19 protein-coding genes and 1 pseudogene are annotated in these 24,442 nt (G+C 64.8%); 6 read left to right on the top strand and 14 right to left on the bottom strand.

Features of this window, described 5'->3' with window-relative positions; translation table 11 throughout:
* Positions 1–276: pseudogene (locus AB5Y68_RS13290) on the top strand (IS1595 family transposase); the annotation flags it as partial.
* Positions 277–329: 53 nt separating this feature from the next.
* Here the strand turns inward: AB5Y68_RS13290 and AB5Y68_RS13285 are convergent.
* On the bottom strand, positions 330–1,586 hold the full coding sequence (locus tag AB5Y68_RS13285; RefSeq protein ID WP_010673886.1) for an adenylosuccinate synthetase: 1,257 nt from the start codon (positions 1,584–1,586) through the stop codon (positions 330–332).
* A gap of 190 nt (positions 1,587–1,776) precedes the next feature.
* Between AB5Y68_RS13285 and AB5Y68_RS13280 the strand changes: the two genes are divergently transcribed.
* Complete coding sequence (locus tag AB5Y68_RS13280) at positions 1,777–2,679, top strand: LysR family transcriptional regulator (protein WP_039040517.1); 903 nt, start codon at positions 1,777–1,779, stop codon at positions 2,677–2,679.
* 63 nt (positions 2,680–2,742) lie between these two features.
* Here the strand turns inward: AB5Y68_RS13280 and AB5Y68_RS13275 are convergent, their stop codons facing one another.
* Positions 2,743–4,098 carry a TAXI family TRAP transporter solute-binding subunit gene (locus AB5Y68_RS13275; RefSeq protein ID WP_052258865.1) on the bottom strand — a complete coding sequence of 452 codons (1,356 nt, stop codon included), beginning with the start codon at positions 4,096–4,098 and terminating at the stop codon, positions 2,743–2,745.
* Between the two features lie 148 nt (positions 4,099–4,246).
* The gene (locus AB5Y68_RS13270) at positions 4,247–5,386 is read right to left on the bottom strand and encodes a MalY/PatB family protein (RefSeq protein ID WP_010673889.1); all 1,140 of its coding nucleotides are present in this window, start codon (positions 5,384–5,386) and stop codon (positions 4,247–4,249) included.
* A gap of 164 nt (positions 5,387–5,550) precedes the next feature.
* On the opposite strand from AB5Y68_RS13270, the gene AB5Y68_RS13265 reads away from it, so the two are divergent.
* Positions 5,551–6,723 carry an MFS transporter gene (locus AB5Y68_RS13265; RefSeq protein ID WP_039040518.1) on the top strand — a complete coding sequence of 391 codons (1,173 nt, stop codon included), beginning with the start codon at positions 5,551–5,553 and terminating at the stop codon, positions 6,721–6,723.
* Between the two features lie 71 nt (positions 6,724–6,794).
* Here the strand turns inward: AB5Y68_RS13265 and AB5Y68_RS13260 are convergent, their stop codons facing one another.
* Together AB5Y68_RS13260 and AB5Y68_RS13255 are read right to left on the bottom strand one after the other, a co-directional pair.
* Positions 6,795–7,679, bottom strand: a complete 885-nt coding sequence (locus AB5Y68_RS13260) for a LysR family transcriptional regulator (protein ID WP_039040519.1) — start codon at positions 7,677–7,679, stop codon at positions 6,795–6,797.
* Between the two features lie 89 nt (positions 7,680–7,768).
* Positions 7,769–8,524, bottom strand: a complete 756-nt coding sequence (locus AB5Y68_RS13255; RefSeq protein WP_039040520.1) for a YciK family oxidoreductase — start codon at positions 8,522–8,524, stop codon at positions 7,769–7,771.
* 224 nt (positions 8,525–8,748) lie between these two features.
* Between AB5Y68_RS13255 and sohB the strand changes: the two genes are divergently transcribed.
* Positions 8,749–9,756: a protease SohB gene (gene sohB / locus AB5Y68_RS13250; protein WP_039040521.1), complete on the top strand. Its 1,008-nt coding sequence runs from the start codon at positions 8,749–8,751 to the stop codon at positions 9,754–9,756.
* Positions 9,757–9,920: 164 nt separating this feature from the next.
* Here the strand turns inward: sohB and astB are convergent, their stop codons facing one another.
* Positions 9,921–11,258: an N-succinylarginine dihydrolase gene (gene astB, locus AB5Y68_RS13245; protein ID WP_039040522.1), complete on the bottom strand. Its 1,338-nt coding sequence runs from the start codon at positions 11,256–11,258 to the stop codon at positions 9,921–9,923.
* Positions 11,259–11,618: 360 nt separating this feature from the next.
* Between astB and topA the strand changes: the two genes are divergently transcribed.
* Positions 11,619–14,240: a type I DNA topoisomerase gene (topA, locus tag AB5Y68_RS13240; protein ID WP_039040523.1), complete on the top strand. Its 2,622-nt coding sequence runs from the start codon at positions 11,619–11,621 to the stop codon at positions 14,238–14,240.
* 115 nt (positions 14,241–14,355) lie between these two features.
* The gene (locus tag AB5Y68_RS13235) at positions 14,356–14,526 is read left to right on the top strand and encodes a hypothetical protein (RefSeq protein WP_164882955.1); all 171 of its coding nucleotides are present in this window, start codon (positions 14,356–14,358) and stop codon (positions 14,524–14,526) included.
* Positions 14,527–14,609: 83 nt separating this feature from the next.
* Here the strand turns inward: AB5Y68_RS13235 and AB5Y68_RS13230 are convergent, their stop codons facing one another.
* The 8 genes from AB5Y68_RS13230 to AB5Y68_RS13195 all read right to left on the bottom strand — a co-directional run bounded on the left by AB5Y68_RS13230 (position 14,610) and on the right by AB5Y68_RS13195 (position 24,442).
* Positions 14,610–14,960, bottom strand: a complete 351-nt coding sequence (locus AB5Y68_RS13230) for an MGMT family protein (protein ID WP_039040524.1) — start codon at positions 14,958–14,960, stop codon at positions 14,610–14,612.
* 65 nt (positions 14,961–15,025) lie between these two features.
* Positions 15,026–16,579 (bottom strand): PAS domain-containing methyl-accepting chemotaxis protein, encoded by a 1,554-nt coding sequence (locus tag AB5Y68_RS13225; protein WP_039040525.1) that lies wholly within the window; start codon positions 16,577–16,579, stop codon positions 15,026–15,028.
* Positions 16,580–16,771: 192 nt separating this feature from the next.
* Positions 16,772–18,628 carry a beta-N-acetylhexosaminidase gene (locus AB5Y68_RS13220; protein ID WP_039040526.1) on the bottom strand — a complete coding sequence of 619 codons (1,857 nt, stop codon included), beginning with the start codon at positions 18,626–18,628 and terminating at the stop codon, positions 16,772–16,774.
* A 67-nt stretch (positions 18,629–18,695) separates the two neighbouring features.
* Entirely contained in the window at positions 18,696–19,568 is an 873-nt protein-coding gene (locus AB5Y68_RS13215; protein WP_039040527.1) for a BadF/BadG/BcrA/BcrD ATPase family protein, read from the bottom strand.
* 104 nt (positions 19,569–19,672) lie between these two features.
* Entirely contained in the window at positions 19,673–21,400 is a 1,728-nt protein-coding gene (locus AB5Y68_RS13210) for a glycoside hydrolase family 9 protein (protein ID WP_039040528.1), read from the bottom strand.
* A 107-nt stretch (positions 21,401–21,507) separates the two neighbouring features.
* Positions 21,508–22,506, bottom strand: coding sequence for an ABC transporter ATP-binding protein (locus AB5Y68_RS13205; RefSeq protein WP_039040529.1), 999 nt, complete (start codon positions 22,504–22,506; stop codon positions 21,508–21,510).
* Between the two features lie 11 nt (positions 22,507–22,517).
* The gene (locus AB5Y68_RS13200; protein ID WP_039040530.1) at positions 22,518–23,540 is read right to left on the bottom strand and encodes an ABC transporter ATP-binding protein; all 1,023 of its coding nucleotides are present in this window, start codon (positions 23,538–23,540) and stop codon (positions 22,518–22,520) included.
* Positions 23,537–24,442 (bottom strand): ABC transporter permease, encoded by a 906-nt coding sequence (locus tag AB5Y68_RS13195; RefSeq protein WP_010673904.1) that lies wholly within the window; start codon positions 24,440–24,442, stop codon positions 23,537–23,539. The genes AB5Y68_RS13200 and AB5Y68_RS13195 overlap by 4 nt, the downstream gene beginning before the upstream one ends.

The following is a 24,442-nucleotide window of genomic DNA, read 5'->3' as shown; positions in this document are numbered from 1 at the left end:
TATGCCAGTTTCAGCCAAGCGCGGGGCATAACACATCAGGTGGTGTACAACCGTCGAGGTGAGCGAGTCATTGGGGCATACCACATCCAGCATGTAAACGGATATCACCGTCGGTTGAAAGAGTGGATGGAGCGGTTCCATGGGGTAGCGACCCACTATCTGAGAAATTATCTGGGTTGGCGAAGGATGTTGGAGCGCTACGGGCGGGAAGTGAATGTACCACGTTGCTTGCATGAGGCGCTGGGGCGCCCCATGCAACACGTAATTGGGACATAGCCATAAAAAAACCGGCATCCTGGGATGCCGGTTTTTGGGAGAGGCGAGGGGCCTTAGCGCAGGATCATCTCGTCACGGCCCGGGCCGACGGAGACCATGGGCACCGGCACGCCCAGCAGGGCTTCGATGCGCAGCACATAGTCCTGGGCAGCCTTGGGCAGCTCGGCGAAGGTGCGGCAGCCGCTGATGTCTTCGCTCCAGCTCTCCATCTTCTCGTAGACGGGGGTGAGGGCGGCGGTCTGCGGCCAGATCGGGTTCTCGGTGTGGGCACCTTCGTAGGCCACGCAGATCTTCAGATCCGGCAGACCGGTCAGGCAGTCCAGCTTGGTCAGGGCCACTTCGGTGGCAGCCTGCAGCTCGACGCCGTTCTTGGTGGCGACGGCATCGAAGTAACCCACGTCACGGGGACGGCCGGTGGTGGCGCCGAACTCGTTGGTGATCTTGCGGAACTCGTCCTGGTTCTCCATGGCGGTCAGCAGGGTGCCGGTACCGACGGAGGAGCTGAATGCCTTGGCCACGGCGATGACGCGCTCCGGGCGCAGGCCCGGCAGACCGCCACCGATGCCGGCGTAGGCGCCGGAAACGTGGGAGGAGGTGACCCAGGGGTATTCGCCGTAGATGAGATCACGGCCGGCACCCAGCTGGGCTTCGAACAGCAGGGTCTTGCCTTCGGCTTGCAGTGCCTTGAGGGGCATGCTGACGTTGCAGACGGCGTCCAGCCAGGGAGCGGACACTTCCAGCAGCCAGTCGGCCATCTCCTGGGCGGTCTGGGTGAATTCGAAGTCCGGATAGAGAGCCTTCATCTGCGGCAGTTTCCAGTCCAGCATGAACTGGATGCGCTCGACCAGCACGTCCGGCTGTTTCAGCCAGCCCACCAGGATCGCCTTTTTCATGACCCGATCACCGTAAGCAGGGGCGATGCCCTGACGGGTGGAGCCGTAGGCGCCGTCACCCAGGCGTTGCTCTTCCAGGGTGTCTTCCAGCGCGTGCAGCGGCAGGCAGAGGGTGGCACGGTCAGAGATGGCGAGCTTGGGAATGACGCCGGAGGCCTTGACCTCTTCCAGCTCGACGGTGAGCTTCTCGGGGCTGATCACCATGCCGGGGCCCAGCACGACCAGGCAATCCGGGTTGAAGACGCCGCTCGGCACCTGGTGCAGCTTGAAGGTGCCCAGATCGTTGACCACGGTGTGGCCGGCGTTGTTGCCGCCCTGGAAACGAATACTGGCGCCAGCCTGGCCTGCCAGATAATCGACGATGCGGCCTTTGCCTTCATCACCCCAGTTAGCACCTACGACTACGATAGACGACATGACTCTTTCTCCTAAGACGTTAGGCGTCCATCCTAGGAGCCCCGTGAGGATTAGAAAAATTAATTATCTTTATAATTCCGATAAGGAAGCCATATAATTCGGGTGCCATTATCGACACCGCGCTCCCTTGTGTGGTGCCCGTGCCCTGGCGGCGCTGGCCCTGCCATCGACCCGGGAGAAGAGGAACCCCATGCTGGACATTCACTGGCTGCACACCTTCGTCACCCTGGCCCGGTTGCAGCACTTCGGCCAGACGGCCACCGAACTGCACATGACGCAACCCAATGTGAGCCTGCACCTCAAGAACCTGGAGCAGGCGACCCGGGTCAAGCTGGTGGAGCGCAGCCCGTTTCGCCTGACCCAGGCGGGGGAGCGGCTGCTGCAAAGCGCCGAGCGCGCCATCAGCGAGTTGCAGCTCTGCCAGTCCGATCTCAATGCCCTGAGCCAGTTGAGCCAGGGGACGCTCGCCATCGCCGCCAGCGACATCATTTCGCGCCTGCTGCTCATCCAGCCGTTCCAGCGCTTCAAGCAGGCCTTCCCCGGTATCGACCTCACCCTGTTCAACACCACCTCGGATCAGGCGGCGGATCTGGTGCGGGCGGGCAAGGCGGATCTGGGCTTCGTGATGGCACAAAAGCGCAGCGAGCCGCTCTTCTACACCGAGTTGCAGCAGGTGACCTGGTGTGCCCTGGGGCACGGCCTGGCCCGCTGGCAGGCGCGGGCCAGCTCGGGAGAGAGCGATCCTCTGGACGAGCCGACCCTGATCCTGCTGGGGCACGACACCCGGACCCGGGCATTGATCGACCCCTCCCTGCCCCTGCTCGGCCTGCCGAGCTGCCGCATCATGGAGGTGGGGAGCGTGGATGCCCAGCTCGACTGGGCCGAGGCGGGCTTTGGCGTCGCCATCGTGCCGGATTTCTCCCTTCACCCCAGGCTCAAGCTGACCGCCCCGGTGACCCGGCTCACCGATTTTCCCGGTACCAGCCTGGGGTACGTGGTGCGCCAGAACCAGGTGCTGTCGCGGGCCATCAAGCAGCTGCTGCACTGGGTGGAGGAGGAGATCCAGAATCCGGCGCTGCTGCTGGCGCCGTGACAGGCCAGGCGCCCGTTCCCCATAACAAAGAGGCCACCCCTGGGGTGGCCTCTTGGTTGGTGTTCATTGCCCGGCGGGGGTTGTGGTCCCCACCGCGTGGCTGGGCGGGCTGGCCGGCATGGCCTGCGGTGATGGCGCCTCCAGCGGCGTTGCCGACGAGGCGGGCGCCTCAGGCGGGGTCAGGGGATGGCCTGGTGCCAGGGTTGCGCTGCCCGGTGTGGGCGGCTCGGTCAGGGCCGGGGCCTGGTTGGTGGAGGCCGCCCCCGAACTGGTTGAGAGGGTCGCGGCGGCCGGCTGCTCCGGCAAGGTGTCGGACCCCTCCAGTGGCGCGGTGCCTTCCTGGGGGCCTGCCCCATCGGTCGGTGTGGCCGCGCTGCTCGCCGGGGGCAAGGTTGGCAGGGCACCCGAGGTCGCCACGGCACCGGATGCCGTGAGGGTGTCCGCCGGGAGGGTGGGCACGGCATCCAGCATGCCGGGATGGAGCAGGGCGATGCTGCCCGCCTGCATGCCTTCCCAGGTGAGGGTGGTCAGTGCCGGATGCAGCCGGGTGAACTGCTTGAGCCGCTCGTTCAGCACGTCCCGCAGGGTGCGCACCTCGCTCTCGGGCAGGCTTGCCAGCGCCACCAGTTCGGCGGTGACGGCGAAGGTATTGACGCCGCTTGTCTGCCCCGGATAGAGGTTGGCGCCGATGCGGCTGCGATCATAGTAGGGGTGCTGCTTGAGCAGCTTGTCCACCTGTTCCCCCTCGATGGGAATGAGGCGGGCCTGACAGCGGCCGGTGAGATCGCCGATGGCCTGATTGGGGTGACCGGCGACCACGAAGGCAGCATCCAGGGTGCCGTCACAGAGCCCCTCCAGCCGGTTGCCCGGGGAGATCACAGGCGGGCGGCTGAAGTCGGCGACCCGCCACCCCATGGCATCGAGCAGGGCCCGGCTGGTGACCCTGTCCCCGGAGTTGGGGGCGCCGACATCGACCCGCTTGCCCTTGATGTCGGCCAGGGTGGTGATGTTGCTGGTGGCGCTGGCAATCAGGGTCAGGGACTCCTTGTGGAGCCGCAACAGGCTGCGCAGCTGATCGTCCGGGGCCTGGCCCGCGAAGGGGCCGGTGCCGTGCACCGCATGGTAGAGCACATCCGACTGCATCAGGGCGAGCTGTACCTCCCCCTTGGCGAGCGCCGCCAGATTGGCGATGGAGCCCGAGGTACTCTGCACCGTGCAGTGCAGGCCGTGGCGGGCACTCTCCTCGTTGAGCAGGCGGCAGATGGCCCCCCCTGTGGGGTAGTAGACGCCGTTGAGGGCTCCCGTACCGATGGTGACATAGGCGGGAGAGGCGAAGAGGGAGGGCGCCAGCACGGCCGCAAGCCAGGGCAGGGCGGTACGTGACAGACGCAACAGGGCAGAGAAGGCGAATGGGCGCATAGTGGACCGAAACCGTGGCTGAACATGAGGAGGAGGCGGGCTCATCCGGTGATGAGCCTCATCTTATCCGTATCAGACGGGAAGCTGAACGGATTTTACCGCTTTTGCGCGCACCGGGCGGCCTGGAGTCGCCGCCCGGGACGGTTCGCTAGCGGGTCTGGAGAATGGCTTTCTCCATGCGGGCCAGGGCCTCGGTGAGACGGGCCCGGGTGCAGCCAAAGTTGAGCCGCACGAACTGGCCGTTGCCGAACTGGGCACCGGGGGAGAGACCCACGCCCGCCTGTTCGAAGAAGGCGACGGGATCGTCCAGCCCCAGGGCGCTCATGTCGATCCAGGCGAGGTAGGTGGCCTGGTTGCGGGCCAGCTTGACGCCGGGCCAGCGGGCCACGGCCTGCTCGATCAGGGCCAGGTTGCCGGCCAGGTAGTCGAGCTGTTCATTCAGCCACTGCTCGCCCCCCTCATAGGCCGCCTCGGCCGCCACGAACCCCAGCAGATTGACGTCGGCGCTGATGCCGCGCATTGCCTGTTGCAGCTTGAGCCGCAGGCGGGCATTGGGGATCACGGCGAAGGAGCAGCACAGCCCCGCGATGTTGAAGGTCTTGCTCGGCGCCATCATGACGGCGGAGCGCTCGGCCGCCTCCGGGCTCAGGGCACCATAGGGGATGTGGCGGGCATCTTTGTCCAGCAGCAGGTCGCAGTGGATTTCGTCGGAGCAGATCACCAGGTTGTGGCGTTCGGCGATGGCGTCGATGGCCAGCAGCTCTTCCCGGGTGAAGACGGTGCCGCCCGGGTTGTGGGGGTTGCACAGCAGCAGCAGATCCGCCGAGGGGGCCTGACGCTCAAGCTCTTCGAGATCCAGCACCCAGCGACCTTCTTCCTCCACCACGGGGACGGTGAGCAGGGGGCGGTCATTGAAGCCCGGCGCCTGCAGGAAGGGGTAGTAGACCGGCTTGGGGGTGATGATGCCGCGCCCGTGCTGGCTCCAGGCCTTGCAGGCGAGATTGAGGCCCGGCACCACCCCGGGCAGGAAGACGAGCCATTCGGGCTGGATGGTCCAGCCATAGCGGCTGGCCAGACGCGATACGATCAGTTCGATGAGCCGGGGAGAGGGGCGCGAATAGCCGAAGATGCCGTGGGCGACCCGTTTGGTAAGGGCCTCCAGTACGGCGGGGGGAGAGACGAAGTCGGTGTCTGCGACCCACATGGGCAGGACATCCTGACCCTTGTATTTGTCCCATTTCAGGCTCATGGTACCGCTGCGATCTATTTCCCGGTCAAAATCAAACATGTTAAATCCTTGTACTGGCGCTGGATGGGCTTCCAATGTACGGACTTGGACGCCCCCCCGCAACCCTTGAGGTAGCTGTTGATAATGACATAAAATAGCCGCCGCCATACGCCAAGCCCGCCCGCATCTGGCTCCTTTTTTTCTTCCATATCAATGGTATCTCTATGAGTTTGCTGTCTGTTGCCCGCAAGAGGCCGGATCCCGTCTCTCTCTCGTTTCTCGCCGTGACCTTCATGACCGGGGTGGCGGTGGCGCTGCAGGTGCCGACCTTGAGCCTGTTTCTGGCCGAGGAGGTGCAGGTGCGCCCCTTCCTGGTGGGGCTCTTCTACACGGTGAACGCGGTGATCGGCATCCTCATCAGCCAGTGGCTCGGCCACCGCTCCGACAACAAGGGGGATCGCAAGCAGCTGATCCTGCGCTGCTGCTTCGCCGGCATCGTGCTCTCTCTGCTGTTTGCCTGGAACCGGCAGTACTGGTTGCTGGTGAGCCTGGGGGTGCTGCTGGCGAGCCTGACCGCCACCGCCAGCCCCCAGCTGTTCGCCCTGGCGCGGGAATACGCCGACAGCCGCAACAAACAGGCCGACATGTTCAGCTCGGTGCTGCGGGCCCAGTTCTCCCTGGCCTGGGTGATAGGTCCGCCCATCGCCTTCGCGCTTGCCATCGGCTACGGCTTTGAGGTGATGTATCTGGCCTCGGCGCTGGCCTATGTCATCTGCGCCTTCGTGGTGTGGCGCTGGCTTCCCTCCCTGCCGCTGCCGGTGATGGACAGCGAGGTGGAGCGGGTGAGCAGCTGGCGGGATCCGTCGGTGCGGGCGCTCTTCATCGCCTCCACCCTGATGTGGACCTGCAACAGTATGTACCTCATCAACATGCCCCTCTACATCACCCGCGAGCTGGGGCTGGAGGAGAAGCTGGCCGGTTTGCTGATGGGCACGGCGGCGGCCCTGGAGATCCCCTTCATGCTGCTGGCGGGCTACTACACCCGGCGCTTCGGCAAGCGGCCCATGATGCTGCTGGCGGTGCTGGCCGGGGTCGGCTTCTATGGCGGTCTCGTGACCCTGTCTAGCCAGCATGCCCTCATTGCGCTGCAACTGCTCAATGCCATCTTCATCGGCATCGTGGCCGGCATCGGCATGTCCTATTTCCAGGACTTGATGCCGGGGCGCGCCGGAGTGGCGACCACGCTCTTTTCCAACAGCATCCGCACCGGCTCCATCATGGCGGGGGCCATCGCGGGGACGGTGGCGGAGCTCTGGAGCTTCCACGGGGTCTTCATGGTGGCGGCGGCCCTGGCGCTGATGGCGCTGGCCGCCTGCTGGCGGGTCCCCAACGTATAGGGGATGCAAAGGGGAGCCGATGCCCGGAGGTGCCGGCACCTGTGCCCCGGTCGTGCGGGGAAGAAGCGGCCTTACCTGGGGTTGTCTCCCTGGTATTCGATGCGCAGGCAGCGCAGCAGCAGCTCGGCCGCCGGTCCCAGCGCCTCCACCGAGGGGGTGAGCAGGTAGGTGTAGAGATAGCGCTCGCTGCCGCCGGTGAGATCGAGCTGCACCAGCGAGCCCTCGGCGAGCTCCTCCTGCACCAGGTGGCGGGGCACCCAGGCGTAACCCATGCCAAGGCGCACCATGTTGAGCACCTCGTGATAGTGGGTCGCCTTCCAGCCGGTGTCGTCCGCATCGTTCCAGTCCACCGAGCGGTGGATGGGGGGATGCAGGCTTATCTGGTTGTAGCTGGCCAGCACCTCGGCGGTGATGGGCTCTCCCTGCTCCGCAAGGGGGTGGCCCGCTGCGCACAGAGGAAGCAGACAGACTTCGTCCAGCGGCAGGCCGGTACGATCCTGGGGCAGGTGCTCGGAGAGCATCAGATCTCCCGCCTGCAGCGCATTGAAGTGGCAGTGGATCCGCTCATGCAGGTTGATGCGGCAACCGCGGCTGCGGGGATAGAAGTGGGCCAGCGCCCGGTAGAGGCGCTCCCGCGGCTGCACCACGGACACATAGAGGTTGATCTGCGGCTCCCACTGCCGCTCCAGGTTGTTGGCCAGGTTCTCCAGCTCTTCCACCTGCTGGCTGAGCTGGCGCGCCCGCTTGAGGAAGATCTCCCCCGCCGGCGTCAGCACCGCCTTGCGCCCCCGCACCTCCAGCAGGGCCACCCCCAGACTCTGTTGCAGCTTGGCAACCGCATGATTGAGGGAGGATTGGCTCTTGTTCAGCGCCTCGGCAGCCTGGGCATAACCGCCGCAGTCCACCACCGCCTGAAAGATCCGCCATTGCTCAAACGTGCTCTTGGGACGAAACATAGTGCAACCTGTCTGGGGCCGATGGGATTCAACAGGGCGCGCCTTGGCACCCCCTCTTCACTGTAATCCCATCCGGTTGATTTGTTGATTTATTTGGGCTGGGCCACGAAGGTCTTGCCGCTCTGGCCCTGACTGTCACGCCCCATCAGGTAGAGATAGAGGGGCATCAGATCGGCCGGGGTCTTGAGGGTTTGCGGATCTTCCGCCGGGAAGGCGCTGGCCCGCATCCTGGTGCGGGTGCCGCCCGGGTTCAGGGTGTTGACCCGCACCCTGGTGTTCTCCAGCTCGTCCGCCAGCACCTCCATCATGCCTTCGACGGCGAACTTGGAAATGGCATAGGTGCCCCAGTAGGCGCGCCCCTTGCGGCCCACGCTGGAGGAGGTGTAGACGATGGACGCCTCGCCGTGCTCCTTGGCGGTCTGGCGAATGAGGGGCAGCAGCGCCTGGGTCAGCAGGAATTCGGATTTGACGTTGACCTGCATCACCTCGTCCCACTCCTGCTCCTGAATGTGTTCGAACGGCGACAGGGTACCGAGCAGCCCGGCGTTGAACAGCACGCCGTCGAGGCGGCCGAACTGCTGGGCGAAGGTCTCCGCCATGCCGCGGTAGTGGGCGGCAGTAGCCCCTTTCAAGTCCACTGGCACGATGGCGGGCAGGGGGTGACCGGCCGCTTCAATCTGGTCGTAGACCGCCTCCAGCTTGGCACTGGTGCGCCCGAGCAGGATCACGGTGGCGCCGTGGGCCGCATAGGTGAGGGCCGCTTCGCGGCCGATGCCGTCACCGGCACCCGTCACCAGAATGACCTTGTCCTTGAGCAGATCACGGGGGGCCTGATAGTCGAGCATGTGGACTCCTGTTAACAATGCCTGGCGGCTTGGCGCAACGAATCGAGTGGGCAAGTGTACTGACCCGGCCCGGCAGTTGACCAGTATGAGACGGCAAAAATGTGAATAAAACAGGGCGATAGCGTCGATCCCTCCGTCCTTGGCACGGGAGATGGCAGAGTTTTTGCGCGAGGGGGGCAAACTCCTTACTATGTGAAAAAACCGAACATAGCGCGGAGCATCAAGTGGCATTTTTGACCGAGTACGGCCTGTTTCTGGCCAAGACCCTCACCTTCCTGCTGGCCATCGGCGCCGTCATCCTGATGGTGGCGAGCAGCCGCCAGCCCAAATCCCGCAAGGGGGAGCTGGTGGTGACCGATCTCTCCGGCGAGCTGGAGCAGGGGCGCCATCAACTGCAGGCAGCCCTGGCGGGCAAGGCCGAGCGCAAGCAGATGGAGAAGACCCGCAAGGCCGAGCACAAGGCCAAAGCCAAGGGGGAGGATGAGCGCAGCCGGCTGTTCGTCATCGACTTCAACGGTAGCATGGATGCCAAGGAAGTGGCCTCCCTGCGGGAAGAGGTGAGTGCCGTGATAGGCGTGGCCCGGCCCGGGGACGAGGTGCTGCTGCGCCTCGAATCCGGCGGCGGCGTGGTGCATGGCTACGGCCTGGCCGCCTCCCAGTTGCAGCGGCTGCGGGACAAGGACATCACGCTGACCGTGGCCATCGACAAGGTGGCGGCGAGCGGTGGCTACATGATGGCCTGCGTCGCGGACAAGATCCTGGCGGCGCCGTTCGCCATCGTCGGCTCCATCGGGGTGATTGCCCAGATGCCGAACTTCAACAAGCTGCTCAAGAAGCACGACATCGAATTCGAGATGCACACCGCAGGCCAGTACAAGCGCACCATCACCATGTTCGGCGAGAACGACGATCTGGGGCGGGAGAAGTTTCGCGAGGAGCTGGGGGCCATCCACGAACAGTTCAAGGCCTTCGTGGCCGAGCACAGACCCGGTCTCGACATCGACAAGGTGACCACCGGCGAGCATTGGCTGGCGAGCCAGGCCAAGCAGCTCGGTCTGGTGGATGCGCTTTGCACCAGCGATGACTACCTGCTGGCCCAGGCCAGCCATCACAAGGTGGTCGGCATCCGCTACAGCAAACCCAGGAGCCTGACCCAGAAGCTTGGCAAGCAGGCGGCACTGGGGCTGGAGGCCGGCCTTGGCCGGCTGTGGCAGCAGAGCCCCTGGCGCTGAGGCGTCTTGTTGAATGAAAAAAGAGAGCCGGGCATTGCCCGGCTTTTTGATGGCTTTGTTGCGGCTTGGCACCTGTCTACGAGCTGTCGCGAGAAGCCGTCAGCAAGGGAAAGAGCAGTGCAGGAGTCTTGAACGCGACCTGGCAGTCAGATCGTGACAGATTCTCAGCGCTGGAAGGGGTAGACGGAGCCGAGTTTCAGGATCTGGGTCAGCTCGTCCAGGGCGGTGCGGGTCTCCAGCACCAGGGAGGGGTCCCGCAGATCGTCCAGCGCCAGGCTGTCGCGATAGTGCTTCTCGACCCACTGATCCAGGCGGGCAAACTGGCTGTCGGTGATGAGGCAGGCCGGGTTGACCGCGGCGAGCTCGGTGTCGTTCATGGCGACCCGCAGGCGCAGGCAGGCGGGGCCGCCGCCGTTTCTCATGCTCTGCTTCACGTCCATGTAGTGGACGTCCTTGATGGGGGTGCCCAGGGTCACCAGCCTGGCCAGATAGGCGGACACCGCCGGGTTGTCGCGGCATTCGGTGGGGGCGATGATCGCCATCTCGCCGGATGGCAGGGTCAGGATCTGGGTGTTGAACAGGTAGGATTTCACCGCATCCTGCACCGACACTTCGCTGGTCGGCACTTCGATGAAGTGCAGTTCCCCGTCGCCGAACTTGGTACGCACCTCGGCCAGCGCCGCCTCGGTATGGAGGAACGCCTGCTGGTGGAAGAAGAGCACGTTCTGGTTGCCCACCGCGATGACGTCGTTGTGGAACACCCCCTGATCGATCACGTCCGGGTTCTGCTGAATGAAGACCGCACTCTCATCACCTAGGCCATGCAGGCGGGCGATGGCCTGGCTCGCTTCCAGGGTCTGGCGGGCCGGATAGCGTTTGGGGGCGGGCTGGGAGACGTCGAAGGCGCTGCGGCCATAGACGAACAGCTCGACCCCCGCTTCGCCATAGGCGCGGCACAGCCGGGTGTGGTTGGCGGCGCCTTCGTCACCGAAGTGGTCGTTCTCCGGCAGATGCTGGTGGTGATAGAAGTGGCGATCGTTGTTGAACACGGCCCGCAGGATGCGCCCGGTCACCTCGGGCTCCAGGGAGCGGTGGAACTTGTTGGTCAGGTTGGCGGGGGTGAAGTGAATGCGGCCATCCTGGGTGTCGGCGCTCGGGGAGACGGTGGCGGCGTTGGCAGTCCACATGCTGGAGGCGGAGTAGCAGGCGGCCAGCACGGCGGGGGCCTGTCTGGCCGCCTGGGCCAGGACGCTGGCATCGTTGCCGGTGAAGCCCAGGCGGCGCAAGGTCGCGAGATCCGGCCTCTCCTGGGGGGCCAGCACGCCCTGCACCATGCCGAGGTCGGTCAGCGCCTTCATCTTGCGCAGCCCCTGCTTGGCCGCTTCCTTGGGGTTGGAGGCCTCTTTGGCGTTGCTCTGGGAGGCGACGTTGCCATAGGAGAGGCCGGCATAGTTGTGGGTGGGGCCGACCAGGCCGTCGAAGTTGACCTCGAAGTGCTTCATGATCACATCCTTTCGATTTTTATATGGGGAGCGGTTCCTTCCGCGCACAAAGCTGCGGTGTGCGGCCATTATAAAGAGATTTCATCCTTTGTAACAAGCTGATAACCAGAATGGGTTTTTATGTCACAAGGGTGGCTGGATATGTCATTTCCAATCTAAAAAAGGGGGGGATATAGCATAAAAACAAAAAAGCGGTTGCTTCCCGCGCCCCGGCTTCGCATTAATAAATAAAGAAGCAGGGCGGTTCGGGCTGTCGGGCAAATTGACCCGCAAGATTGCTTTTTCCCGTCAAATCTCTTATACAGCCCCACAAAACCGCACGCCAACCCCGTCGGGTGCAATGAGGATAATAGTTACAGCATGGGCAAATCACTGGTCATCGTGGAGTCTCCGGCCAAGGCCAAGACCATCAACAAATATTTGGGCAAGGACTACGTGGTGAAATCCAGCGTAGGCCACGTGCGCGATCTGCCGACCAGCGGCAGCGCCAGCACCGAGCCCAAAAAACCTGTCATTCGCGGCATCAAGCTCAGCGAATCCGAGAAGGCGGCCAAGGATCGCAACGCCCTGTTCTCAAGGATGGGCATCAACCCGACCGCAGGCTGGCAGGCCAACTACCAGATTTTGCCCGGCAAGGAAAAAGTGGTCAGCGAGTTGCAAAGTCTGGCCGCCAAGGCCGACACCATCTATCTCGCAACCGACTTGGATAGAGAGGGGGAAGCGATCGCCTGGCACCTGCGCGAGATCATCGGTGGCGACGACAGCCGCTACAAGCGCGTGGTGTTCAACGAGATCACCAAGAGCGCCATCCAGGAGGCGTTCGCCCAGCCGTCCGAGCTGAACATTCATCGCGTCAACGCCCAGCAGGCCCGTCGTTTCCTCGACCGGGTGGTGGGCTACATGGTCTCCCCGCTCTTGTGGAAGAAGCTGGCCCGCGGCCTCTCCGCCGGTCGGGTGCAATCCGTCGCGGTGCGCCTCATCGTCGACAAGGAGCGGGAGATCAAGGCGTTCGTGCCGGTGGAGTTCTGGGATCTCAACGCCGACCTGCTCACCGCCGAGAAGAGCGAGCTGCGCATGGAGGTGGTCAGCCGCAACGGTGCCGACTTCAAGCCGGTGACCCAGGCCGAGACCTTCGCCGCCGTGGCGGCCCTGGAAGGGGTCGACTACAAGGTGGTCAACCGGGAAGACAAGCCGACCGGCTCCAAGCCGTCCGCTCCCTTCATCACGTCCACCCTGCAGCAGGCCGCTTCCACTCGTCTGAGCTTCGGGGTCAAGAAGACCATGATGATGGCCCAGCGTCTCTATGAAGCGGGTTACATCACCTATATGCGTACCGACTCCACCAACCTCAGCAAAGAGGCGGTGGACGCGGTGCGGGAATACATCGGCGAGCAGTATGGCGCCGCCTACCTGCCGAGCGATCCGAACCTCTACGGCGCCAAGGCCAATGCCCAGGAGGCCCACGAGGCGATCCGCCCCTCCAGCGTCCAGGTGACTGCCGAGATGCTGGAAGGGATGGAGCCCGATGCCATGCGGCTCTATGACCTCATTTGGCGCCAATTTGTCGCCTGCCAGATGACCCCGGCCCAGTACGACTCCTCCACCCTGACCGTCAAGGCAGGGGAGTTCGAGCTCAAGGCGCGCGGTCGCACCCTGCGCTTCGCCGGCTGGACCAAGGCCCTGCCGCCCATGGGCCGCAAGGGTGAAGACAGCCAGCTGCCGGCGGTGACCGTCGGCGAGGTGCTGAAACTGGTCAAGCTGGATCCGCGCCAGCACTTCACCAAGCCGCCCGCCCGCTTCACCGAAGCGGCCCTGGTGCGCGAGCTGGAAAAGCGCGGCATCGGCCGTCCGTCCACTTACGCCTCCATCATCTCCACCATCGTCGACCGTGGGTATGTGCGGGTCGAGAGCCGCCGCTTCTTCGCCGAGAAGATGGGGGAGATCGTCACCGACCGCCTGGTGGAAAACTTCGTCGAGCTGATGAACTACGAGTTCACCGCCAAGATGGAAGACAAGCTCGACGGCATCGCCGAGGGGAGCCTGGAGTGGAAGAAGGTGCTCGACGCCTTCTACGCCGAGTTCACCCAGGAGCTGGAGCAGGCCGACAAGCCCCATGAAGAGGGAGGCATGCGTGCCAACCAGATGGTGCTGACCGACATCGACTGCCCGGATTGTGGCCGCAAGATGGGTATCCGTACCGCCACCACCGGCGTCTTCCTCGGTTGCTCCGGCTATGCCTTGCCGCCCAAGGAGCGCTGCAAGAAGACCATCAACCTGGTCAGTGCGGACGAGTTCGTCTCCGCCACCGACGGGGACGAGGCGGAAACCGATGCGCTGCGTGCCAAGCATCGCTGCGGGATCTGCGGCACCGCCATGGACGCCTACATCATCGACGACAGCCGCAAGCTGCACGTCTGCGGTCGCAACCCGGATTGCGATGGCTACGAGGTGGAGCAGGGGCAGTTCAAGCTCAAGGGCTACGAAGGGCCGAGCATCGAGTGCGATCGCTGCGGCTCCGAGATGCAGCTCAAGAACGGCCGTTTCGGCAAATACATGGGTTGCACCAACGAGAGCTGCAAGAACACCCGCAAGATCCTGAAAAATGGCGACATTGCACCGCCGAAAGAGGATCCGGTACCCCTGCCCGAGCTGAAATGCACCCAGTCCGACGCCCACTTCGTGCTGCGGGACGGCGCTGCAGGTCTCTTCCTGGCCGCCAGCAACTTCCCCAAATCCCGCGAGACCCGTGCGCCCCTGGTGGAGGAGCTCAAGCGCTTCCGCGATCGCCTCTCTCCCAAGCACCAGTACCTGGCGGACGCCCCGGCGTCAGATCCTGACGGAAACGCCTCCGTGGTGCGCTTCAGCCGCAAGACCAAGGAGCAGTACGTGATGACCGAGGTCAACGGCAAGGCGACCGGCTGGACAGCCCATTACGACAACGGAAAATGGCAGGAGAGCCTGCCCAAGGCGAAGAAAGCCTGATGGCGACGCCGCTCACAGCATGATGAAAGAGGCCCCTTGCGAGGGGCTTCTTTGTTGGTGGATGGCGATATACTGGAATGGCTGCATGGATGGCAGCGCAAGACAGGGAGTTGTCATGGAGATACATGAAATACGGCCGGGCATGACCTGCCTGACCCGTGAAGGGACAGCCTATGTGCTGGAGGTGGACAGACAGAGTCTGCTGGTGCTCTTGCAACGGGAGGATGAGACCATCCCGGTACAGGTGCGCAGCGATGACATTCTGGGGCCCATTGCCGGCGACTAGGGAAGAGAACGTGACGGAGGGCGACTACAGAGGCCCTCCCTTTGTTGCAAGAGCCCCCATCCCTTCGGGGCGTGCCAGCCTCGTCAGAAGGGAACCAGAAAGAGCAGCTCGGCCAGGTCGGGCTGCCACTGCCACTCCCGCATCCTGACCCGCCCGCCAATCACGGGCACCCCCTCCTCCTGCAGCAGCCCCGCTTGCTTGTCAAAGCCTGCGGATCCTTTTGGCAGCGAAATGGTGCCTGCCGCCCCCAGCACCCGGTGCCAGGGCAGCACCTTGTCGGTCTCCCGCAAGACTTTTCCCACCAGTCGTGCCCGTCCTGGCAGGCCCGCGAGATCCGCCACCTGGCCGTAGCTCACCACGCGGCCGGGGGGGATCAGGGCGAGGATCGCCTCGATGCGGGCCGTCTTGTCCAGGGGGGGGGCGTTCGTTCTCATGATGATGGCTCGTCAAAAAAGCAGAAGCGCCATTGTGGCGCTTCTGTCATGGGGCTTGCAATCTGTCAGCCGAAGGTCTGGCTCAGTCCCCTGAGCTCGCGGGCCCGCCTGAGCAGCTCCTGGCTGGAGTCGTCCACCGCCTGGATCTTCTGGCTGTTGGCGCGGGAGTATTCGGAGATCTGGTGAATGTTGCGGCTGATCTCCTCCACCACCACCTGCTGCTGCTCCGCGGCGGCGGCGATCTGGGTGGAGAATTCGGTCACCTGATCGATTTCCCCCAGCACCAGGTGCAGGTTGCCTGATCCCTGGCGGGTCATCTCGACACATTCCCGGGTCTGGGCCAGGTTGTCCTGCATCATGCCCTGCCAGCGCTCCAGGGTGTGCTGGATCTGGCTGATGCTGCCCTGGATCTGCTCGGTCGCCTTGTGGGTACGGGTCGACAGGGTGCGCACCTCGTCCGCCACCACCGCAAAGCCGCGCCCCTGCTCGCCGGCACGGGCGGCCTCGATGGCGGCGTTGAGGGCCAGCAGGTTGGTCTGCTCGGCGATGCCCTGGATTTCACCCATCACGCTGCCAATGCGCTCCGACTCGCTGGCGAGCTCCACCGCGGAGTGGAAGGCCTGCTCCGCCTGGCTGGCCAGCCTGGTCATCTGCTGCTGGGTCTGATCCAGCTGTTCCACCGTGCTCTGGCAACTGCTGCGTGCCTCGGTCACCTGGCCGTTGGTGTCCTGGATGTTGCGGGCGATTTCGTGGGCGGTGCTGGCCATCTGGGTCATGGCGGCCGCCATCTGCTGGGTCTGGGCATCCTGCTCGTTGATGTCGAGGAAGGCGCGGTGTGAGGAGTCCTGCAGATCGGTTGCCAGGGCCTGAAGCGGATGGGTGGCATCGTCGACCCGCCCCAGCACGGTGCGGATCCGGGCCTGCAGCATCTTCAGGTGAAAATCGGCGATGGCACCCGGGGCATCCCCCGAATAGACCAGCCGGGTCAGGCTGTCATATTGTTGACCGAGCTGCCTGAGATAGCGGGGCAGGGCGATGAGCTCGCGCCAGTAGGCGCCCGCAATGGCGAGGGGGGGAAGCAGCATCAGCAGCGCGGTGAGGGGGCCCTGGGTGAGGGCGGCCCAGACCAGCAGCGCCAGCAGCGGCAGGCCGAGCATCAGCGGCCTGAAACGGCGCAGCGAGGGGCGGGTCGGGGTGCCCCGTTGCTCGGCCGAAAGCAGGGCCCGATAGGCCTGGGCGGCAGCCTGCTTGAGCTGGGGGTCGGGCTTGCAGCGCACCGACTGGTAGCCGCTTATCTTGCCGTGCTCGTAGATGGGGGTGACGTAGGCGTCGACCCAGTAATAGCGGCCATCCTTGCAGCGGTTTTTCACCACTCCCCGCCAGGGGTTGCCCTCCTTGAGGCGATCCCAGAGGTCGGCGAAGGCGGCCTTGGGCATGTCGGGGTGGCGAACCAGGTTGTGGTTGTGGCCGACCAGTTCATCGACCTGGTAACCGGCGATGCGGCAGAAGGCGGGGTTGGCGTAGGTAATGACGCCGCGCAGATCCGTGGTGGAGACGAGTTGCACGTCGGCGGGAAATTCCACTTCACTGTCCACGACTTGGGCGTGTTTGCGGGCCATAAGGGTAAGCTCCGATCTGTTTGCTGATTGTTATTGTGGCGGAACCGCAGGGAGGTGCATCCCCTGTCTGGTTTCATCGGGGGCCTTATTTTGCCAACAAAGGCAGATGAAAAGTAGGGGCTAGGTTGGGTTTTTGTTGTTGATGGGTAAAAAAACGGCGACCAAAAGGTCGCCGAAAAGAAAAAGATAACACTACCTCTGTGGCACCCGGTAACGCACTTGCAACTGGTCGAGGATGTGCAGCTGGCCGGGCAGACGGGCGACGAAGTTCTCCCACACCTTGCGGGCGGGAGTGCTCCAGGCCACCTCTGCCGTGGCCAGCATGCGCGGGAACAACATGTAGTCGAGACGATCGCGAGAGGTGATCAGTTCCGACCACAAGGGGCTCAGCACCCCCAGGATGTTATCGTTGGCATGGAAATCGGCCGGGGCAGGATCGCATGCATGCACCTGCGCCAGGTTGAGGGTACCCGCCCAGTAGAGTCCCGGCTCGTGGATGTCCTGACTCCAGGCGAGATCCAGATAGAGGTGCTGGGCAGGCGCCATCACCACGGGGTAACCGGATGCGGCGGCATCCAGGCCGGCCTGGAAGCTGGTCCAGGCGAAGACGGTGGCCTCCCGGCTCACCTTGTCACCGTGCAGTATCTCTTCCCACCCCAGCATCTGCTTGCCCTTGCTGGCCAGGTAGTGCTGGCAGTGGCGCAGCAGGTGCCCCTGCAGCTCGCGGCAATCCTGATACCCCTGCTCGGCCATCAGCTGCTGGCAGGCGGGACTGTCGGTCCAGACGCCGGTGGGCACTTCGTCCCCCCCCATGTGAACCTGACTCCCGGGGAAGAGATCGCACACCTCGTCCATCACGGCGTCCAGGAACCGGTAGGTGCCGGGCAGGGCCGGGTTGAGCACGTTGTCGTCGAAATATTGCACCGAGAGGTAGCGGGAGCGGTCTGCCTCTTCCACCAGCAGCTCGGGCAGCGCCTTGATGGCGGCGTGACAGTGCCCCGGGATGTCAATTTCCGGAATGATGGTGATGCCAAGCCCGGCGGCGTAGGCGACCAGCTCGCGCACCTCGCTCTGGGTGTAGTAGCCGCCGTAGGGATCGGGGCCGCCGCTCAGCTGGGGTCCCACCGCCAGTCCATGGCCGCGCCAGGCTCCCACGGCGGTCAGCTGGGGGAAGGCCTTGATCTCAAGGCGCCACCCCTCGTCATCGGTCAGGTGCCAGTGGAAGCGGTTGAACTTGTAGAGGCTCATCTGCTTGAGCAGGCGCTTGAGGGTGGCGATGGAGTGGAAGTGGCGGGCACAGTCGAGGAAGATGCCGCGAAAACCGAAGCGCGGTGTATCCCGCACCGTCAGGCAGGGCAGGCTCTCTCCGTGTTGCAGCGCCCACTGGGCCAGGCTCACCAGCCCGTGGCGCCAGCCCGCCTCGCCGGCGGCCCGGATGACGATCTCCTCAGGGGTGATGGTGAGCTCATACCCCTCGGGGGGAAGTGTCGCCTCGACGAGGTGGATCTCCGCATCGTGATCCTGGGTCAGGGCCAGGCCTGTCAGCTCGTTGAAATGGGCGAGCAGGGAGGCGAGGGGAACGGGGCCGTCGACGTGGGCCCGCTCGGCCAGCCGGAAGTTGCCTTCTGTATAAATCAGGTGGGCGGGCTGGGGCACGAGGCCGTTGACGGCCTCCACCTGTGGCAGGTCGGGGCCCGGGGAGGGCGGGTTGGTCAGACCAAGGTCTTCCCCCTCCAGCACCAGGGGTTGTAGCTGTCCCTTGCTCTCCAGGCTCAGGAAGAAACCCTTGGGCATATCGGAGTCATGCTTGAGCGGGGTGTTGCGACAACAGAAGCGCAGCTCGCTCACCCCCTCATGGGGCACCATGACCTTGTAACTGCCGCTCTGGCGCTCCAGGGCGCCCCCTTCGATCGAGTGGGGATCGATCTGGCGGGCGAGGCAGAAGTGGAGTTTCCAGGGGGCTGCTGGCAGTTGGCTCAGGGTGAAGCGAAACCAGACATCGTCACCATCACGGTGATCGACCCGGGTGTGGATCAGGGGTGCGGACATGGGAATTCCTCTGATGGGGTGAAGGAAACGGGAACCTGTCCCGCAGGTGTTGTCGGCCCGACCAGGCTCAGGGATGCAGACATGGCAGCGCCTCCGTCCTGGCAAACAGGATGGCCCCCTCCAGCGCGTCGCGCTTGGGGGCGACCAGATGGAAGTGGCCCAGACGGGGGGCGAGGCGCGTGCCGATGCCACCCAGCAGGGCGATCCGGTCTGCCCCGAGCTGGGTCATGCCCTCCAGCAGCATGCCGAGCTGGGCACAGGTCTCATCCAGCAGGGCGGTGGCGAGCTCGTCCCCGTCGCTCGCGGCATCGAATACCCAGGGGGCGAAGCGGCCATAGTCGGCCGGGATGGCGCGGGCGGCCCAGCGCACCACCTCGGCCTGATCCCGCTTGAAGTGATCCATCAGGCGCACCGCCAGGGTGCTGGGGGGCAGGATGCCGTCGTGGCAGAGCAGGGACTGCTGGATGGCGCGCAGCCCGAGCCAGGCGCCGCTGCCGAGATCTGAGACGGGGAAGCCGCGACCCGAGCAGGTGCGAAGGCGTCCCTCCCGGTAGATGAGCCCCGCCGAGCCGGTGCCCGCGATCAGGATGGCCCCCTCCTGGCCGTCGAAGGCGCCGAGGCAGGCACCAAAGGCATCGGAGGTGAGCTTCACCCGCGCAAACGGGAAGGGCATGGTCAGCATGGCGTGATAGCAGTCGGCGAGCTCGGCGGAGGCGAGCGCGAGCCCGACTCCCATCCGCTGTTCGCTCTCCCTGGGCAGACCCGCGTCGATGCGGGCCTGATCGATGGCGGCCAGCACATGGCCGTGGGCGAGGGCGATGCCCAGCTCCAGATTGGAGCCGGCGGCGCGCCCCTCGCCGAGCAGCTTGCCTGCGTTGTTGCGAATGCGGGCCCGGGTGTGGGTGCCGCCGCCATCCACCCCGACCCAGAACTCAATCATGGGGGCCTCCCTGCGCGCTTTGCCAGGTGATGGCCAGGGTAAACCTGGCTGGTGGTATGGAGGATCCAGGGCTCTCCCCGGTGCCAGTGATGTGTGAACCGCTCTCAATCATGGTGGCCTCCTTGTGCGCTCTGCCAGGTGATGGCCAGGGCGAACCAGGCGGCGTGCGGGATCCATTGCTCCCCCCAGCGCCAGTTCTGATCCAGCCGATCCTTGTACGCCTCTGGAATAAAGGCCACGTCATTTTCGTCATCGAAGCCGGCGGTGATGCCGTTGCAGATCCCCCCCTGTGCATTGGGGTAGCCAGCGGTGTATTCCGGGTTGTTGATGCCCTGACCCGCCAGCATGCAGGCGTTGAAGGGGTTTCTCCCCAGGATCCAGTCGAGCTGCTGCTGGCCGAAGGTGCGCAGCAGTGCGCTCTGCCCGGGCAGGTGCTGTGCGGCAGCAAACGCCATGGTGGCCAGCGATGCCAGCCGGGCGTTCTCCCCCTGCCACCAGTAACCGGATTCGTTGTGGTGGGGCATGAAAAAGCTCACCCGGGGCGCTTCATCCACCCCTTTGACATATTGGCGGGCGAGGGAGAAGGGGTTGCCTGCCCGGGCCGCGAGGGCCAGCTCGGCGGCCAGGGCCTGCTCGGCGACGGTCCTGGCCGCCCACTGGCGCACCGGATCCGGCTCGATGGCGAGATACTCCAGCAGCGCCAGTACCGGCAGGCCCGCCTCGGCGGCGTGGTAGTAGGGGCGAGAGCCATCGTCGTTGGCGGCCCAATGGTGGCCGAGATCGGGGTGGGCGCGCTGGCGGGCGCACAGCCGGCCGGCCCGATCCCGCGCCTCGGCGAGCCACTCGGCGCCCAGCGTTCTGGTGAGCTCGACCGCCGCCAGCAGGGCGCAATAGTCGTCGATGATGTTCTCGACCCCGTCGTCCAGGTAGACGAGGTTGTGCTCGCGCAGGTGCAGGTAGCCGCGTCTGGCCGCCTCGGCGTAATGGCTTGTGTCAAGGTCGCCGCCACTCTGTTCCCGGGCGGCGCGGGCCAGGGCGGCGATGGCCATGCCGCCCCCCTGGCGAAAACCCGCCTGCCAGCGGGCGGACTTGATCCCCTGCTGGGTCGAATAGGCGCACAGCTCCCGCTGCTCGGGATCCTTGCTCCACTTGTCGAACAGGGTCATGTAGAAAAAGCCGCTCTCGTCCTGCATCCGGCAGAGAAAATCCGCCCCGTGCAGCCCCTCGTCATTGAGCCGTTTGCACAGGTTCACCCCGTCGATGTCACGACGTGTCGCCAGGAGTTCCCGGCACTTGAGCAGGGACCAGACCACCATGGGGGTCTGCTGGGGATTGAGGTAGTTGGCGTAGGAGAGGTGACTCAGGTACTTGCTCATGTCGCCGCTGGCGTCGAACCAGCCGCCATGTACGTCCCGGCGCTGATCGGTGCCAAAGAGTCGTGCCCTGCGGTCCGCCCGGTCGAAGGTGCCGCTGGCGCGTTGTCCCTTGAAGTAGTGGATGACATCGGAGAGGCAGCGGCGCGCCAGCAGCCCCCGGCCGATGGCAAAGGGGGTGGAGCGCACCAGGCGCTCCTGCGCTTCCGTGGTCACGACGGCCTCCAGCCGGTAGTGGCCGGGCTCGGTGAAGGCGGAGAAATCGGCCCGCCAGTAGTGGCGCCCCTGCCAGCCGGGGACGCTCCCCGCCGCCACCAGCGGCGTCTCCAGCAAAAGGTGGTCGTCCTCCTGGCGCAGCAACCTGACGTGGCCGCGGATATCGAGGTCGGCGCCGCACTGCAGCAGGGCGCTCTTCTCCCCGTCACATTCGTAACCCACCTGGTTGATCAAAAGTTCCATCAAGGTCTTACTCCGAAGGCTCGCCCCTGGCGGGCGAGGCTCATTGCGGGGCCTTGCGGCCCCGACGCGAGGCATGGCCGGGCGACGGCGCCCGGCCGCGGGCCTGCTTACCCCTGTTCGTGGAGGTAGCAGCGCACGAAGTGGTTGTCGGCGAGCCGGGTCACCGGGGGCAGGCTCTCCTTGCAGCGGGGCATGGCCTGATGGCAGCGCCCGGCAAAGGGACAGCCACGGGATTCCGGGGTCCAGAGCGGGATCTCCCCCTTGCGGCCTCCCTCCAGCTCGGCGTGGATGCTCTTCTCCGGATCCGGCACCGCCGAGATGAGCAACTGGGTGTAGGGGTGCTGGGGGTGGTGCAGGATCTCGTCCACCTCTCCCCACTCCACCATGTGACCCACGTACATCACCGCCAGATCTTCCGCCACGTAGCGGGCGGTGGCGATGTCGTGGGTGATGTAGAGCATGGAGACGCCGAGCTCGTTCTTCATCTGCTCCATCAGGTTGAGGATGCCGATGCGAATGGAGACGTCGAGCATGGAGGTGGGCTCGTCCGCCAGCACCACTTCCGCCTCCACCGCCAGGTTGCGGGCGATGTTGACCCGCTGGCGCTGGCCGCCGGAGAGCTGGTGCGGGTACTTGGCCGCGGTCGCCTTGGCGGGAGTCAGCCCCACCTTTTCAAGGAGGCCATAGACCATGTCGGGCAGATCCCGCTTGTCGCTCACCTTGCTGTGCAGCAGCAGGGGGCGGGCGATGTGGTGGTAGATGGTGTGGGTCGGATTCAGTGAACCGAACGGATCCTGCCACACCATCTGCACGCTCTGGCGATAGTCCAGCAGGGCGGTGCCCTTGTTGAACTCCTCGAGGTCGCGGCCACGGTAGAGGATGCGGCCGTTGGAGAGCTTGTACATCTTGGCGATGATCTTGGCGATGGTGCTCTTGCCGGAGCCGGATTCCCCCACCACTGCCAGGGCGCGGCCCCGGTGCAGGTTGAAGGTGATGTCGGACAGCGCCCGCATCTTGCCGCTCTTGATGGCGTTGGAGTTGACGGCGAAGTCCTTGTAGAGGTGCTGGACCTCGATGATGGGCGCGTCGGTTTGGGCGATTTGCATGACAGACATCCTTAACAGCCAGCGGCCTTGTCCAGATGGATCGGAAGATCCGGTTGTTCCTCTGCTGCCTCATGAAGGTGACAGGCAGCCTGTTGGCCGGGCCGGATCTCGGCCAGCCGGGTGTATTCCTGGCGGCAGCGCGCGTGCACCTTGGCGCAGCGTGCCTGGAAGCGGCAGCCCACCGGCACCTCCAGCAGATTGAGTGGGCTGCCAGGGATCCCCTCCAGCACGGTCTTGGGCCCGTGCAGGGGGGGGAAGGAGTTGCCAAGGCCCCGGGTGTAGGGGTGCAGGGGCGCGGTCAGGATCGCCTTGGCCGGCGCCACCTCCACCAGTTCCCCCGCGTACATGATGCCGATGCGATCGCAAAATTCGACCATCAAGGAGAGGTCATGGGTGATGAAGAGGATGGAGAAGTTGAACTTCTCTTTCAGTGCATAGACCTTCTGCAGGATCTCCCGCTGCACCACCACATCGAGCGCCGTGGTGGGTTCGTCCATGATGAGCAGCTCGGGGTTGAGGGCCATGGCGATGGCGATCACCAGCCGCTGGCGCATGCCGCCGGAGAACTGGTGCGGGTAGTCCTTGAGCCGGCTCGGGTGGATGTCGACGATCTCCAGCAGCTCCTGGGCGCGCTTGATCGCCTCATAGCGGGTCATGCCGGGGTTGTGGGCCAAGAGCACGTCGCAGAACTGCTCCTCCATGCGCAGCACGGGATTGAGCGCATTCATGGCGGACTGGAACACCACGCTCGCCTGGCGCCAGCGGTAGCTGCGCAGTCGCTCGTCATCGAAGCCGAGGATGTTCTCTCCCTTGAACAGGATCTCGCCGCCGCTGATGTAGGCGGGCGGTTTGTGCAGGCGCGCCACCGAGAAGGCGACCGTGGACTTGCCGCAGCCGGACTCGCCGGCGAGGCCGAACACCTCACCCGGCATGATGTCAAAACTGACCGAATTGACGGCGCGCACGTCGCCGCTCTCGGTGATGTAGTCGACGCAGAGCTGGCGCACCGACAGCAGGGGTTGTTGCGGCTTCATGCTGTCTTCTCCTGAGCAGTGATGGGAGTGGCAAGCTGCTTCCAGCGGCGCAGGCCCTTGTGGGAACGAAGCTGCGGGTTGGCGATTTCGTCGATGGCGAAGTTGAGCATGGCGAGGCCCGCCCCCAGGGTGGCGATGGCGAAGCAGGGGGCCAGGATCTCCCACCAGGCGCCCACCAGGATGGCGCTCGAGGTCTGGGCGTTGTAGAGCATGATGCCCCAGCTCACGACGGTGGGGTCGCCAAGGCCCAGGAACTCCAGGGTCGCCTCGGTGACGATGGCGTAGATGATGGATCCGATGAAGCTCACCCCGATGATGGAGATGAGGTTCGGCAGTATCTCCACCAGGATGATGCGCCAGGCCGGTTCACCCAGCACCTCGGCGGCGATGACGAACTCCTTCTCCCGCAGGGCCAGGGTCTGGGCGCGGATGACCCGGGCGCCATAGGCCCAGGAGGTCAACCCTATGATGAGGGCGATCACCATGGGGGAGGCCTCTCCGATGAAGCTCGCCAGCACCAGCAACAGGGGGAGGTTCGGGATCACCAACACCACGTTCATCAAGAAGGTGAGGCACTCGTCCACCACGCCGCCGAAGTAGCCGGCGGTGATGCCCACCGTGATGGCCAGGGCGCACACCAGCAGGCCTGCCCCGAAGCCCACCATCAGGGAGATGCGGGCGCCGTTGGTGAACTGAGCCCAGAGATCGTGGCCCATGCGGTTCGATCCCATCACCAGCTCCACGCTGGGGGGCTGGTGGGGGCGGGCGACCCGCTTGGTGGGTTCGTTGCTGGCGAGCAGCGGGGCGAACAGGGCCATCAGCACGAAGGTGACCACGATGGCGAGGCCGAAGGCGGCCTTCTTGTTGCCCAGCAGGATTTTCAAGATAGTCGGCATACGCAT

This window comes from Aeromonas sp. R6-1, assembly GCF_040908165.1.
GTDB classification, from domain to species: domain Bacteria; phylum Pseudomonadota; class Gammaproteobacteria; order Enterobacterales; family Aeromonadaceae; genus Aeromonas; species Aeromonas caviae.
The sequence above is the reverse complement of the archived record's forward strand: the minus strand, read 5'-3'. Positions and strand labels throughout refer to the sequence as shown.

Excerpts from the sequence above, each read along its gene's own strand:
- AB5Y68_RS13285 (WP_010673886.1), bottom strand. The coding sequence starts at position 1,586 with ATGTCGTCTATCGTAGTCGTAGGTGCTAACTGGGGTGATGAAGGCAAA.
- AB5Y68_RS13280 (WP_039040517.1), top strand. The coding sequence starts at position 1,777 with ATGCTGGACATTCACTGGCTGCACACCTTCGTCACCCTGGCCCGGTTG.
- AB5Y68_RS13275 (WP_052258865.1), bottom strand. The coding sequence starts at position 4,098 with ATGCGCCCATTCGCCTTCTCTGCCCTGTTGCGTCTGTCACGTACCGCC.
- AB5Y68_RS13270 (WP_010673889.1), bottom strand. The coding sequence starts at position 5,386 with ATGTTTGATTTTGACCGGGAAATAGATCGCAGCGGTACCATGAGCCTG.
- AB5Y68_RS13265 (WP_039040518.1), top strand. The coding sequence starts at position 5,551 with ATGAGTTTGCTGTCTGTTGCCCGCAAGAGGCCGGATCCCGTCTCTCTC.
- AB5Y68_RS13260 (WP_039040519.1), bottom strand. The coding sequence starts at position 7,679 with ATGTTTCGTCCCAAGAGCACGTTTGAGCAATGGCGGATCTTTCAGGCG.
- AB5Y68_RS13255 (WP_039040520.1), bottom strand. The coding sequence starts at position 8,524 with ATGCTCGACTATCAGGCCCCCCGTGATCTGCTCAAGGACAAGGTCATT.
- astB (WP_039040522.1), bottom strand. The coding sequence starts at position 11,258 with ATGAAGCACTTCGAGGTCAACTTCGACGGCCTGGTCGGCCCCACCCAC.
- topA (WP_039040523.1), top strand. The coding sequence starts at position 11,619 with ATGGGCAAATCACTGGTCATCGTGGAGTCTCCGGCCAAGGCCAAGACC.
- AB5Y68_RS13235 (WP_164882955.1), top strand. The coding sequence starts at position 14,356 with ATGGAGATACATGAAATACGGCCGGGCATGACCTGCCTGACCCGTGAA.
- AB5Y68_RS13230 (WP_039040524.1), bottom strand. The coding sequence starts at position 14,960 with ATGAGAACGAACGCCCCCCCCCTGGACAAGACGGCCCGCATCGAGGCG.
- AB5Y68_RS13225 (WP_039040525.1), bottom strand. The coding sequence starts at position 16,579 with ATGGCCCGCAAACACGCCCAAGTCGTGGACAGTGAAGTGGAATTTCCC.
- AB5Y68_RS13220 (WP_039040526.1), bottom strand. The coding sequence starts at position 18,628 with ATGTCCGCACCCCTGATCCACACCCGGGTCGATCACCGTGATGGTGAC.
- AB5Y68_RS13215 (WP_039040527.1), bottom strand. The coding sequence starts at position 19,568 with ATGATTGAGTTCTGGGTCGGGGTGGATGGCGGCGGCACCCACACCCGG.
- AB5Y68_RS13210 (WP_039040528.1), bottom strand. The coding sequence starts at position 21,400 with ATGGAACTTTTGATCAACCAGGTGGGTTACGAATGTGACGGGGAGAAG.
- AB5Y68_RS13205 (WP_039040529.1), bottom strand. The coding sequence starts at position 22,506 with ATGCAAATCGCCCAAACCGACGCGCCCATCATCGAGGTCCAGCACCTC.
- AB5Y68_RS13200 (WP_039040530.1), bottom strand. The coding sequence starts at position 23,540 with ATGAAGCCGCAACAACCCCTGCTGTCGGTGCGCCAGCTCTGCGTCGAC.
- AB5Y68_RS13195 (WP_010673904.1), bottom strand. The coding sequence starts at position 24,442 with ATGCGTATGCCGACTATCTTGAAAATCCTGCTGGGCAACAAGAAGGCC.